The sequence below is a fragment of the Streptomyces sp. CBMA152 genome, from assembly GCF_014596475.1.
In the GTDB taxonomy this organism is placed as follows: Bacteria; Actinomycetota; Actinomycetes; order Streptomycetales; family Streptomycetaceae; genus Streptomyces.
Genome location: NZ_MECJ01000029.1, coordinates 264,531 through 277,708, shown reverse-complemented (window position 1 = coordinate 277,708; position 13,178 = coordinate 264,531). Strand labels below are relative to the sequence as shown.

Annotated in this window: 10 protein-coding genes; 4 read left to right on the top strand and 6 right to left on the bottom strand. The window is 66.3% G+C overall.

The window, feature by feature from the left end; genetic code table 11:
* Positions 1–69 precede the first annotated feature (69 nt).
* Both BG418_RS28265 and BG418_RS28260 read right to left on the bottom strand, forming a co-directional pair.
* Positions 70–2,853, bottom strand: a complete 2,784-nt coding sequence (locus BG418_RS28265; RefSeq protein ID WP_317453786.1) for a tetratricopeptide repeat protein — start codon at positions 2,851–2,853, stop codon at positions 70–72.
* A gap of 182 nt (positions 2,854–3,035) precedes the next feature.
* Positions 3,036–3,554, bottom strand: a complete 519-nt coding sequence (locus BG418_RS28260) for a tyrosine-type recombinase/integrase (RefSeq protein WP_317453785.1) — start codon at positions 3,552–3,554, stop codon at positions 3,036–3,038.
* A 251-nt stretch (positions 3,555–3,805) separates the two neighbouring features.
* Here BG418_RS28260 and BG418_RS28255 point away from each other — a divergent pair, with 251 nt between their 5' ends.
* A complete protein-coding gene (locus BG418_RS28255) occupies positions 3,806–5,428 on the top strand; it encodes a hypothetical protein (RefSeq protein ID WP_188276822.1) in 1,623 nt (540 codons plus the stop codon).
* A 575-nt stretch (positions 5,429–6,003) separates the two neighbouring features.
* Here BG418_RS28255 and BG418_RS40125 read toward each other — a convergent pair.
* Both BG418_RS40125 and BG418_RS40120 read right to left on the bottom strand, forming a co-directional pair.
* Complete coding sequence (locus BG418_RS40125; RefSeq protein ID WP_317453784.1) at positions 6,004–6,423, bottom strand: DUF5655 domain-containing protein; 420 nt, start codon at positions 6,421–6,423, stop codon at positions 6,004–6,006.
* Positions 6,424–6,438: 15 nt separating this feature from the next.
* Positions 6,439–6,930: a hypothetical protein gene (locus BG418_RS40120; protein WP_223185522.1), complete on the bottom strand. Its 492-nt coding sequence runs from the start codon at positions 6,928–6,930 to the stop codon at positions 6,439–6,441.
* A 341-nt stretch (positions 6,931–7,271) separates the two neighbouring features.
* Here BG418_RS40120 and BG418_RS40945 point away from each other — a divergent pair, with 341 nt between their 5' ends.
* Entirely contained in the window at positions 7,272–8,855 is a 1,584-nt protein-coding gene (locus BG418_RS40945; protein WP_188276821.1) for a restriction endonuclease, read from the top strand.
* 129 nt (positions 8,856–8,984) lie between these two features.
* Here the strand turns inward: BG418_RS40945 and BG418_RS28235 are convergent, their stop codons facing one another.
* Entirely contained in the window at positions 8,985–10,130 is a 1,146-nt protein-coding gene (locus BG418_RS28235) for a hypothetical protein (RefSeq protein WP_188276820.1), read from the bottom strand.
* Between the two features lie 433 nt (positions 10,131–10,563).
* Between BG418_RS28235 and BG418_RS28230 the strand changes: the two genes are divergently transcribed.
* A complete protein-coding gene (locus BG418_RS28230) occupies positions 10,564–10,911 on the top strand; it encodes a transcriptional regulator (protein WP_188276819.1) in 348 nt (115 codons plus the stop codon).
* Entirely contained in the window at positions 10,908–11,573 is a 666-nt protein-coding gene (locus tag BG418_RS28225) for a nucleotidyl transferase AbiEii/AbiGii toxin family protein (RefSeq protein WP_188276818.1), read from the top strand. The genes BG418_RS28230 and BG418_RS28225 overlap by 4 nt, the downstream gene beginning before the upstream one ends.
* A gap of 132 nt (positions 11,574–11,705) precedes the next feature.
* Here BG418_RS28225 and BG418_RS28220 read toward each other — a convergent pair whose 3' ends face one another.
* On the bottom strand, positions 11,706–13,136 hold the full coding sequence (locus tag BG418_RS28220; protein WP_188276817.1) for a cellulose binding domain-containing protein: 1,431 nt from the start codon (positions 13,134–13,136) through the stop codon (positions 11,706–11,708).
* Positions 13,137–13,178: the final 42 nt, after the last annotated feature.

Below are 13,178 nucleotides of genomic sequence, written 5' to 3'. Positions count from 1 at the left end.
CATGGCTCCTCGGTTACGGCTACCCGACACGGATTGCTGAGGCTTTCGACGTGTGGTCGTGGTCGTAGGTCACGACCAAGGGGGCGAAGGCGAGCCGTCCGGGTCTAGTCCGTACGGCCACCTCATCTTGGCCTCGTCATCGGGGAGTTCACCGGTGTCGGCGGCTTGCCGGTAGAAGGTCTCAGCACCCACCCGGTCTCCTGCCTCGTCTCGCATCCGTGCTAGGCCGATCAGGGTATCGGGGTCTCCGGTAGAGGCGGCCTGCTGGTAGAAGGTCTCGGCGCCCTTCTGGTCCCCGGCCCGCTCTCGCAGCTCTGCCAGGCGGACCAAGGCGCCAGCGTGGCCCGCGTCTGCGGCTCGCTGGTAGACAGCTTTGGCGCCCTCCCAGTCCCCGGCCTGCTCCCAAGTCCGCGCCAGGATTGTCAGTGCGCCTGGGTTGGTAGCAGCCTGCTGGTAGAGGGTCTCGGCACCCTCACGGTCTCCGGCTTTCTCCTTCAGCTGGGCCAAGTGGACCACGGCGTAGGTATCACCGGTGTCGGCAACCTGCTGGTAGAGAGTTTGGGCGCCATCGAGGTCTCCATGTTCCTCCCTCATCTGGGCGAAGTAGGTCAGGGCACCAGTGTCGCCGGCATCGGCGGCCCGTAGGTAGAGGGCGTTGACACTCTCCCAGTCCTCGGCCTCCTCCTTCATCTGGGCTAGGTAAACTAAGGCACTGGCGTCGCCAACTTCGGCGGCCCGTTGATAGAGGGCTTCAGCGCCGTCGACGTCTCCATCTTCCTCTTTTAGCTCGGCCAGGAAGATCAGGGCATCGGTGTCCCCGGCATCGGCGACCTGCCGGTAGAGGGATTCGGCACCTTCCTGGTCCCCGGCCTCCGCCCTCATCTCTGCCAAACGGGCAATGGCGTAGGTATCGCCATTGTCGGCGGCCCGTTTGTAGAGCGCCCTGACACCCTCCCAATCCCCGGTCTCCTCCTTCAGCTCCACTAGGTCGACAAGGGCGTCAGGCCGGCCAGCGTCTACGGCTCGCTCGTAAAAGGCTTCGGCACCCTCACGGTCTCCGGCTGCCTTCCGAAGGCTCGCCACGATGAACAAGGCGTCTGCGTCACCAGCGTCGGCAGCCCGCCGATAGAGCGCTTCAGCACCCTCCGGATCCCCCGCCTCTCTCCGTTGCTCCGCCAGGTCAGTCAGACCGCTGGGGTCGCCAGCGTCTGCGGCTCGCTGATAGAGGGTTTCAGCGCCTTCCGTGTCCCCAGCCGTCTCCCGACTCCGGGCCAGGTAGTTGAGGCAGTAGGGGTGGCCTGCGTCGGCAGCGCGGAGCCGGAGGTGGTGCGCCCATTGCAGGCGGTGCTTTTGTCCAGCGGCTATCGCAAGATTGCCGAGGTCGTCGGGGCGACTGAGGTGGGCGTGGGCGGCGGCCCAGAACGATGCGGGTGGGCACAGTCTCAACCGAGTGGTGCGGCCGTGCTGTTCGAGGTAGTCGGCAAGCCGAAACACTGGCCCCGTCACTGAGAAAGGCGTGGGTGCGGGTGCCGGGCCGCCGGGCGGGCGGCGCTTTGGCCGGGCTCCGGTGCGGCGCAACGGTGCCTGCTTGCCGTGCACGGGGCGGGCGAGATCGGCGAAGGCCGCCTCTGCCCAGTCGTCTGTGAGTTCGTCGTAGTCCCGGTCGCTGAAGTAGTCGATCGCGGCATCGGTGAGGAAGGATTGCGGAAGGTGAAGGCCCACGCCAAGTCGGCGTGCGTCCATAGCCGCCTGCAGTACGGCCTTGACGGTTGGCGTGCTGTGCTCGTAGCGGCGTAACAGTTCGGGGGCACCAGCAAGGTCCTGGGTGATGTGTCCATGAACGTGCGCTCGAGTGAGAGCGTCAGCGAGCAACTGGTCGCCGTCCTGCGCTAGTACAGCCGCGGTCCGCAGTGCGTCCTGACCGAAGGCGTCGGGAATGGCGAGGGTACGTCCAGCGAGTAACTCTCGGACCCGACTGTGTGGATCCGGGGAGCCAGCGGAGGGCAAGGCTGTGTACTGGTCGGCGTACTCGGGCCAGAGGGTGCCCAGAACGAGGACCGGTCGGCGCTTGGGATGGGTGAGGAGGGTATGGACGGCGGCCGCGATCCGCTCGCCGAGCTGGGGGTTGCCGAGGTAGTGCTGGGCTTCGTTGAGCCAGACAACCGTGCGAGGCCCGACATGTTCGAGGTCGTCAAGGGCGGCATCGGCTCGGGTCGGGTCGAATGGGTGCCACAGCCGCCAACCTCGGGGCGCGAGCGGCTGAATGCCCTCCCAGCAGGCTCTTGTCTTGCCGGTGGAGGACGTGCCGATCAGGACCAGCAGCTGGCTGTTGCCCTGCACAGCCTCCAACGCCGCGTCGGTGAGGATCCGGTCATGGCCACGCGGGACGTAGCCGGGCAGCACCCGCTGTGGCACGGCCCCAGAACCGACCCCAGCGGGGTGGACCTCCAAGTCGTGAGGGTCCCACTCCGCGATCGGCTTGCCCAAGCCAGGGTCTCTTCCCAGGGCAAGGCCGATCTCTCGGGCGGCAACGCGACGCAGATCTAGCAGTTGCTGGTCTGGCAGACGCAGCACACGGGCCAGCGCGACAACCGTCTCGGCCGATGGGGCAGGCTTGCCCGCTTGGAACGCCTCCTGCACGGTGGTGCGGCCCAGTTCTGCTCGGGCGGCGAGCTGAGTCTTGTTCAGCCCGGCACGAGCCAGGCCGTCGGCGAGCTTCTTGCGCAGCTCGATGAGCGCCGCCAGCTCGCTACGTTCGTCGTGCATTCGTCCCGTCCCGGCTCGATGCGTTCGCTGGTGTTCATCATTGTCCAGGCGGGCCCCGGCGAACATCGTTTCCGCGACCTTCGTCACGTCAACGCCTCACCTCTACAAGGAGCCTGCCGTGACTCGCCTTGTCGTTGTCCTCCTCGCCACTGCGCTGGTCGTCATGTTCGCCCTACTGGCTGCCGCCGCTGCAGGCTTGCTCGCCCGGCTGGATGGCGCCACTTATCCCGCTGCCTTCATGCGGGCCGCCACCACATTCGCTGCCGCACTCACCCTTGCGGCCGCCCTGACCGGCACTCTCGCCCAAATCGTCTCCTGACCCCTTCCCAGGCTGGATGAGCGCCGCCGAAGTGAACCGCCCCGGGGCACAACGCGCTACCGCTCTGACCTGGGGTTTCCCCAGGGAGGGGTCTAATCGGCACAGACTCCGCGCCGGAATCCTCCGAGCCATCGGACTCGGGGTCCACCTTGAGAGCGGTGTTCTCGGAGGGAGCGCGGGTGCGCGGCACGAGTCGGGCTGCGGCCTCGGCGATCGCCAAGTCCGCCTCGGGGAACAGGCTCGTGTACGTGTCGGCCGTGATGGTGATCGAGGAGTGGCCGAGCATCTCCTGGATGGCCTTCAGGTCGGCCCCGCCGGCGCGGGCCAGCGTCGCGGCGCCGTGGTGGAGATCGTGAAGCCGGACCGGCGGAAGGCCGATCTCCTCGTACACCTCGATGAACTGCCGCGTGACATTGGCGGGATGAAGCATCTCGCCGTTCTCCTTGGTGAAGACACGTTCGGTCTCCACCCAGGCGGTCCCCCATTTCTCGCGGTCCTTAGCTTCGGGCGGGATTGTCAGTGCTCCGTGCGACCGTGATCGCACTTGGGTCATGGGACGGTCACGGCTCGATGAGCGCCCATCCCATTCGCTGGCATGACGCTGACAGCAAGGGGAAATCCGTGGCAATACTCTTCGGCACGTTGCTCATTCGTCGTCTCACATCCTCGAATGGTGAACGGAGAACAGGGACAGGGGTAGGGGTGCCCAGTCCACGCAGGGTGGGGGACGAGGTCCGATCCGGCGCGTCACAGATCGATGCAGGTGTCGGCGGCCTCGAAGTCCCCGTACCAGTTACCGAGTTCGACGAACGGGTGGATCTGATCTTTCGGACTCCGAAGCGCGAGCGCGATCAGCTGCTCGCCAAGGGGTTGTGCGAACAGCAAGGTTGGGCGATCCGACCGGCCAGCGAACAGGAAGATACCGGGCGGCCGGAGAACCAAGCCGCGTACGTCGTAGAGGTCCGACTTCCCGGTTCGCGCAGGGGTGCCGAAACCGGCGCCCGCAAGCGGCTGCTGGAGGTTGTGGGCAAGCACGTGCCTGTGACCATCGTGGGAGGTTCCCTCGTCCGCACTCAGGTGTCCGAGCCGTTGGTGACCTGGCGGGTCTTTCGAAAGTCTGGCTGGCAAAGCAGGCGGGGCCTCGGCTGGTTGGCCTCGCTGCGCAGCCAGTCAGGACTCGCCGACGAGCAGTGCACCATCGGCGTCGCTCCATCCGTTGATGAAGCGGAGGTTTTGGAGCGGCTCGGGCAACAACGGCTCGGAGGTTTCGAGTTCGACGAGTCATGCCATGGAGTGAGAAAGAGCATGGGGCCCAAGGCCAATGAGGTGGAGGAAGGTAGGAATCCCTGGTGGCACGGCCGCCGAGGGGTAGCATGCCGCCTTGCCCTGGGATTCCTGCTCATGTTCTACGGCTGGCTTGCATACGACCGATCCCTGCTCGGCCAGCTGGCCATGTTCGCACCGCTCGCCGTCGCCGCGTGGTACGTCGGTAGCTGGTACACGAGTAATGCGCGTCGCCCATGGCTCTTGCGCTGGGCAGCTGGGACCCTGCTCTTCGTCGGCAGCGCGATGCCCGGATACATCTGGCACCAACAGAACCCCTACGGGGTCGCCGCACAGGTCAGAAGCATTCTGCTCACATGCACCTGTCTGGCTCTGCTGTGGTTTGTACCCCGGGGATGCTGGTTCGCCATTCGCCAGACCTGGATCAGCAGGCACGCCGCCGCCCTACTCACCGTGATCGTCCTGCCCTTGCCGTGGGCCCTGCCGTTCGTCGGCTCATTCCTGCAGTTCTTGTATGTGGAGGATGCATTCGGAATCCCCGCTGACTCGGTCTCAACCCCCGTCTATTGGACCGGTGCATCCGCACTGCTCCCTACGCTCGGCTGCATAGGGCTGCTGCTGCCGTCTCTGGCCCTCTACGGCTGGGCGCGCCACTTCCACTGGGCTTGGGAGAAGAGCATTGTGAGCGTCGTGTCCGCATGCACTGCCGCCATGCTCGTCGTCGCTGGTGGAGCTGCGTTCATGAACCGAACCTCCGAAGCAGCCCACCGCGCCGCCCGTGATGTGGTGAACGCGACCGCCCCGGAACCTTACTTCGGAATCCAGGGCAAGCGGATGTGCGTACAGCCACTCGAAGGCAAACTCTCTGTGCACAACGGACCGCTCCCGACCGATCGTCCGCTGCTCGCCTTCAGCACGGACGGCGATGTCCTATACCTGTGGGACCCAGTGCGCGCCCAGGAGCGTGGCGGACCTGACCCCGTGATGTCGGTGCAGTCGGCAGAGGTCTCGACATACGCGGTGAGCGACGGTGAGAGCCACTGCCCGAAGCGAGCTTGAGGCGCAACAAGCAGAACACCAGACGCCCCAGGCACTGATCTCGCCTCGACCCGATTCGGGACAAGGAGGTCGGCAGCTTAAGGCCGGATGGACCTACATGCGGGCGGGACACCGGACAAGACATCACTGCACCGACGGAAAACTCGCTGGTCAGACGAACGGAATTGCGTGAGCGATGCGTGAGCGGACGGTGGAGCATGAGCCGCCAGAGGCAGGACTGGCGATCATGCCGGGTGGTGCTGACCTGCGAGGACAGCACCACCCGGCATGATCCAACACCCTCGATCAGGGATTCGATCCCGCTCCTAAAGCAGGTGGCACAGGTTCGGCTTCGATCCACACACCCGAAGCAAGGAGCAAATTCACCGACGCAATGTCAAGTACCAGGCACCAGCACCGAGGCACCCTGACGCCCGTGGGAGAAATCTGGGAGAAGATCTTCTCCCAGAGACCCGCGGAAGCCATCCCAGACCAACGGAAACCACTCCCCTGACCTGCGCAAACGTCGATCGCGCAGCTGAGGCCCGTGCGTGATCTTCATTCGGGACGAAGAGGTCGTGGGTCCAAACCCTGGGCTACGCGACTTCAAAGCTGGCCTGGAACAGTTCCATCGCGGAGATGACATCAGCCGCCGTACGAATGCGCACCTCTAGGTCGCCGCCTCCGTTGTGTCCCAAGTCGCGAAGATCCCTGGTGAAGCCTGCCCGCAGTTCGACGTTGTCGGGGTCCACTCGCAGGGTGACAACGAGCGCCTCCTTCTGCACCCGCACCCAGGCGAAACCGCGCAGGGCTCGGTAGACCAGGCAGGTCCGCATCGACACTCTCTGCACGTCCCCGAGGCTGTGCAGAGCTTCGTCCAGGTTCGGAGAACACCTCGCGCATGAAGGGCGAAGCTCCAGCAAGGTGGTCAACCGGCTCGTCCACTCGCTCAACGTCGGATGCCGCGGAATCCGGTGCAAGGTGCCGCCGTCCCCCGCGGCCGAAGGATCGGGCACGGCCGGCAGACGACTCTACGAGTTCCAGGGCGAGCAGGTCGTCGCCGTACAACCGGTAGCGCACCAGGTCCATGGAGGGTCCCAGCGTCCGCACCGCATGGGCGTCGTACCGCGTGAAGTCGCCGGCGATACAGATCGTCCGAGGACGATCCAGTCGATCGATGCCGCGGACTCCGTCCCCAGCACATCGTCGACCAGAAGGTGGAAGTCGCCACGATGGTCGAGCAGCCAGTCCAGGTAGAACAACGCCTGGTTCATGACGTTCTGGTCGCGGGCCCTCTTGTACTCAACGATCACGGGCGAGCCGCTCTCGTCCAGACCGAATGAATCGATCCGCCCGCCATGGCGGTCCCCCGTGGAGAACTCGGACGCCAGGAGCCGCACACCGAGCATCACTTCCATGTTCCGCTCGATCAGGCTTTGCAGTTCGCGTTCCACGGGCACGTGCTGACCTCGCAGCTCAGTTGCACGCCCCTCCGCGACACGGAACACGTTCAGATCGGTCACGGTCCTCCCCCAGTGATGACTACGCGGAGTCGAACATGCGGTCGGGCAGCTGGAATTCCCAGTGCTGTTGCTCTCTTCGCAAGCCAGGCGGGCTCATGGCCCGTCTGAGCGCTCAGCCCGACACAGCGGGAGACCGCTCTGGGAGATCCGACGTCCCGGCCTTCTCCACTGCTTAAGGCTCGACGGTTCGTAGCACAGCACCCTGAGTGCCGTCCCCGTGGAACGGTGCTAGTACATCCGGTCCGTGCATCTCGTGCCGCAGAGCAGCTGCTGACGACACGGTGAAGGTGCGCGATACTGCCTAGGTTGGGCAGAAGATCACGCGCTGACCGGGGGGCTCGGTGGCAAGCAGGAGCGGTGCGGGCGCGAACGATCCCTACGCCAGGGAGCTCGCGCGGCAGGCAAGGGAACAAGAGAAGGCGCGCAAGGCGGCGGAAGCCGAAGCCAAACGCCAAGCCCGCGAGCAGAAGCTCGCCTATGAATCAGCGTGGGCACAGGAGGCCGTGGACCTCACGTACGTGGTCGAGAACGACGCCGAGCAGCTTTCAACGCTGCTGTCTACGGCCGTTCTCTACGGCAGCACCCTGACGTTCGACCGCCTCAAGCAGGAGTTCGTCCCTGCTGTCTTCGTCCCGCCCAAGGGACGTTCCAAAGCCGCACCCCCACCCCGGTGGGAGGAGTACGAGCCGGTACCGCCGCGCGGGCTGCTCGGTGCCCTCGGCTTTGGGCGCAAGAACTACGACGCGGACGTCGAGGCCGCCCGCAAGCGTTTCGACAAGGCGCTTCGGAAGCACGCACGCGACGAGAAGGCACGCGTGGAGAAACTGAACGGAGCACGTGCCGAGCACGACAAGGAGAACCGGCAGGAGGCTGCCCGGGTCGAAGCGTGGAACGCCCAGGTCGAGGAACGTCGTGGCGCCTACCGAGACCGGGAAGTCGAGGCGGTCGAGTGGTTCGTTGATCAGGCACTGGCCGCCGCGGAGTACCCGCACGGGTTCCCCAAAGTCCACAAGGTGTCGTACCAGGCCGACACGGGCGACCTACTCGTCGAGATCGACCTGCCTCTGGAGGACGTCGTCCCCGCGGCCCGCTCGTATCGCTATGTGAAGTCCCGCGACGAGATCACTGCCGTGCCGCGACCGGACAAGGAACGCAAGGACCTCTACGCCTCTGTGCTGGCCCAGACCGCGCTGCGGACCGTGCACGAGCTCTTCGCCGCCGACACCGAGGACGTGGTGCGGTCGATCGCGCTGAACTGCCACGTCGCGACCATCGACCGGGCGACCGGCCGAGAGGTCCACCCCTGCCTGATCACCCTGCAGACGGACCGTGACGAGTTCGATCAACTCGTCCTGACCCAAGTCGACCCGCGAGCCTGCCTGAAGCGGCTCCGTTCGTTGGTCTCTCCGAATCCGTACGAACTAGAGCCCGTCCGCCCACTCGTGACGTTCGACCTGAGCAAGTTCCGGCTCATGGACAGCATGGACGTCGTAGCTGGTCTCGACAGCCGTCCCGTGCTCACCGATCTGACTCCGACGGAATTCGAGCACCTGGTGCGTCAGCTCTTCGAGGCGATCGGCCTGGAGAGCGTGAACACTCAGCCGTCCAAGGACGAGGGCGTGGACGCCGTCGCCATGAACACCGATCCCGTTATGAGGGGCCTGTGCATCATTCAGGCGAAGCGCTCTGCCAAGGTGGTCCCGTTCGAGAGCGTGTCCGCGCTCGCCGGCGTCGTGGAGCACAAGCGGGCCGCCAAGGGCATCCTCGTCACGACCTCCTGGTTCGGGCGGGCCAGCGAGGCGTTCGCCAACGAGCACGGTCGCCTCGAACTCCTCGACGGCGCGAACCTGGTGCACCTCTTCAAGGAGCACATGGACCTCGACGTGATTCCCGGCCCCGTGCCGCCGCGGCGGCGCCCCAAGTAGCCACCGGTCTTCTGCAACACGGCGCGTGCCACTGAGGCTCGCCCGCGAGCAGTGAGTGACGCGCCTTAGGGCTGGCAGAGCGAGCGCCCCTTCTGCCCTCCCTGCGGCGCCTACCACGCAGCACTCGCCTTACGACGCCGCCTTCTTCGGCTCGTCCTCTGCGTACGGATGGACGTAGCGGCCTTCGTTGAACGGCGTGAACCACGAGCCAATCGACATGGGCGCGATGCCGAGGGCCTTCCCGACGGGGCTCTCGTCGATCCCGTCCATCGAGTCGTCGTACAGCCACTCGTGGTCCATGTCCTCATAGACGTTCGCGGCGAACGATTCGAGCGCGTCCGACACTCCGGGATCAAGGAGACCAACCACGTCCAGGCAGACCTCCGCCTCGCGCAGCAGGAGCCGGAGGGCCAGCTCCTCCGCAACACAACTGAGCTGCACGAAACTGCCGTTGGTGAAGCGAGTCGTCAGGGCAATCGCAGTCACCAGGAAGCGGCGCGCGAAATGGGCGTCGTACTGGAGGGCGTAGCGCTCGGGCAACTCTTCCAGCAGCCAGAACGGCCGATCGCATTCGGCGACGTTGGTGCGCTCACGGCTCAGCGTCTGCACGTCCTGGAAGAGTTCGTCCACCAACACGTGCATTCCGTACACCAAGGCGCCGGCCGCGAGCTTGGCATCCTCCGGCAAGGCACCGAAGTCGTGCTCGTCCCCCTCTCCGCCTTCTTCGTCCTCGTCATCGAGCACGCCGAACATGACGGGCGAAAAGGAGCGCAGCTCAGCCGCCATGGCCAGCATTCGGTCGCGTGTATCCGCAGCATCTGCGGCCGCGTCATAGTCGTCCCCGCCACTCCCGGCTGCAGCCTGTGCAGCGTGGCGGGCCTTGCGGCTGACCGGGTCATCGGGCGGAGCGTCCGGGCCGTCGGCGGCGGCGAGGCTCTCCTGAGTCAGGTCCGGGTGGAGCTGAACCTCACACCTGTCGACCGTCCACTCGGCCAGCAGCTCGGAGCGCTCCAGCAGCTCCCCCACCACCGAACGCACCGCCTCCTCGGCGAACTCCAGCGCCGGGGCGTCCACGAAGATCTTGAGTAGCGCCCCGCCCGGATAGACGGCCACGATCGTCTCGTGAAGGTCGGCCTCCATCCCGTCCGGGCCTTCGATGCCCTCCACCGAGTCGAGCCCGGATTCAAGGATCGCCACCGCGCCTGCGCGTTGCAGGGGGTCCATATCCGGAGCACCCTCCGGGATGTGGGTTTCCACGCTCACGACGTATGTCACGACGAACAGCGTGGCAGGATCGGACTATGCCGCGAGGGGAAACGGCCCGTTCGCGAGCGCCCTTGCTGCCGCAACCTGACTCTCCCATCACACGAGTGCGGGCACGCCACGGATCGGATCCGAGAGGCCATCGCACCTCTCCAGACCGCCTCGGCCATCGCGTGCCCCAACCGTGCCCTCCAGACCGGAAAACCCCGGTCAACAACGGTGCAACCCAGTCCGCCCCAGGTGGCTATCGGAGCTCCGATTTCGCAGGTCAGGCAACACATCGGCCCCACAGAACCCGTTGATTCCCAAGCTCAGAGCGCGGGTTCGATTCCCGTCACTCGCTCCACACATGAGGCCCTGGTCATCGACCGGGGCCTTTTTGCTGCCCGGACAGGGCCGACGGCAACGGCCCGCGGTTCTCTTCCTTCCCCGCCATAATCGACCCATGGCAACACCGCCCAGCGTCTCCGACCTCCGCCGTGCCAGGTACGCCCGGCGGCTGCCCGCCGGGCTCGCGGAGCTGGCGGGCCCGCAGCACGGCATTGTCTCCCTCCCCCTCCACCTCGCCTGGTCCGGGCTGACGGAGTTCGACCTCGACCAGCCCCGGCTGAGGATGAGCTGCTACCGGATCGTGCTGGCCGAGGGTCTGCACGCGGACCTGGTCGAGCACCTCAGCCGGGACCTCCTCATCGGCATGTGGCCGGTTCTGCGCACCCTCATCAGTCGCGACATCCGCGATGTGTGGGAAGCCGCGTTCACGGAACTGAGGCCGGGGGCACGGGCCGTCGCATGAACCTGTCCGGTCTGCACCGCCGACTGCTGGCGGACGTACTCGCCGTGGGCGGCGCCTACCCTCTCGCGCTCACCGGCGGCTACGCCGTCCAGGCCCACGGCCTCGTCGACCGCCTCAGCCAAGACCTCGACGTCGCAACTGAGAACCCGGTCCCCATGGAGAAGATCGCGGCGACCGTACGGGCCGGGTTGGAGCAACGGGGCTGGGACGTCCGGGCGCTGGAGACCGACCCGCTCTCCGCCCGGCTGATCGTCACCGACCCCGGCAGCGGCGAGGAATGCGAGGTCGACGTCCTCAAGGAGGTGCTCTGGCGCCCGCCCGTGGAGACGGCATACGGCTTGGCGCTCTCCCTGGAAGACGTGGTCGGCACCAAGGTACGAGCGCTGGCCGACCGGGGACTTGCCCGCGACCTCATCGACGTACGGGCAGCAGCAGACCGCTGGAGCCGTGCGGAGCTTGAGGAACTCGGCCGTCGGCACGCTCGTGACACCTTCGACCTCACTGACCTCCAGGCCCGGCTGACCGGCGCGGACTGGATCGACGACACCGAGTTCGCCGCGTACGGGCTCAGCGAGGGTGACACCGGCGAGCTGCGGCGGTGGGCTCAGGAATGGGCCGCCGACATCAACGAGCGGCTGCTCGAACGCCTCGACGACGAGTGAGCTGCGGCCTTCCGAGCTCTCAGGTGGCGGGGAGTTGATAGGCGGGGACGAAGTCGTCGGCGGCCATGACGGTCAGACTGGTCGGACCTCGGGCGGACGACGTCCCGGTGCCTTGCCGCAACCCCCGGCGGATCAGGCCCCCGGCTTAGGCAACGTGTTCACCTGGTTGGTACCCGCCGCATAGAACCCGTCCACCGTCTTCTGGACGTCCGTCAGGGGGACGGCTCGGCCCGCCTGGTAGTAGAGCCAGTTGACGCGCATATCCCAGGTGCGGGGGCCCTTGAAGGGGAGGTCGACCAGCCAGGCGCTGAAGTGGACGCTCATCGCCTCGCGCGGGAAGTACTTGCCGCTGTGGCTGAACTGCTTGTGGCCGTCCACGGAGTACGTGACCGTGCCGTTCATCGCGGTGATCATCATGGTGTGCCAGCCCTGGAGGCGCTTCTTCTGGGAGCGGGTGACCCTGTCTCCCTTCAGGCCGCTGCGCCAGCTCGTGGTGTCGAGCCGGGGGCCCGGCGCGCCCCAGGCGCCGTTCGGCATGTACTCGTAGTCGAGCTCGCTGTACTTGTCCGACTTGTCGGTGGGCGAGATGCCGAAGAAGGACTCGATCATGTGGTCGCCGTTGCGGCCGCTGGTCGGCTTGTCGCTGAAGTAGACGCGGGCGGCGATCGTCCCCGTGAAGACGTCGGGCTTGGTGCGCAGGACCTCGGACTGCTTGGTGCCTTCCTTCGTACCATCCGTGGCGACCCTCAGCCGCATCGCCTGGCCGCCCTGGGCGCCCTCCTCGGCCGGGAAGCCGACGCCGTCGGCCGACCAGGTGCCCTTGATGCCCGGGCCACCCTCGCCCGTACGCACCTGCCAGCCGTTGGAGGCGAGGGCCGGGTCATCGGCGCCGCTGTAGCGGAAGTTGTCGAAAATGAGGCCGGTGGGGGGTGCGGCAGCTTGGGCCTGGGCCGGTGACTCCTGCGCCGTACCGGTCGGCTCCTCGCCCCACGCCAGCGTCCCGCGCACGTACGCCGTCACCCGCTTCGACGGAGCGTAATGCGTCAACTCGGCATTGAACGAGCGGTCGTTGGCCTGGTTCAGCTGCTTGTGGTCGAGGCGGAAGAGCTGGAGCCCGATCGCCTCGCTGGTCCCGCCGGGCTTCAGGCTGCCGGCGCCCGCCCCGAAGCCGAGCTGGAGGTAGTGGTCGGCACCGGAGGAACCACCGCTGGTCGCACCGATCTTCTGCGTCGTATTCGAGCAACCGACGCTCGTCTGAACGCAATTGGCGCCGTACGCGGAACCGTCCTCCGCCGTGAAGTAGTAGCGAACCGTCACATCGCTCAGAGCCACCGTCTTACCGGAATTGTTGATGATTTCCAGCCACGGCTTGGCAGTTACGGACGCGGCCGGGCCCTCGGTCCGGTAGCGGACCGTGAGTTCCGAGGAACCGGAATCCGAGTCGCCACCGGACCCCCACTGGGAATACGCGGCGATGCCACCTCCGACGACCGCGAGTACGGCGAGCAGCGCTATGAGCACGGTCGACCCGCGATTGCGGGAATTGCGGCGGGGTCGGCTCAACGGGGGCTCCTTGGAGAGTTGCGAGAGGCGGTGCCGGTTACA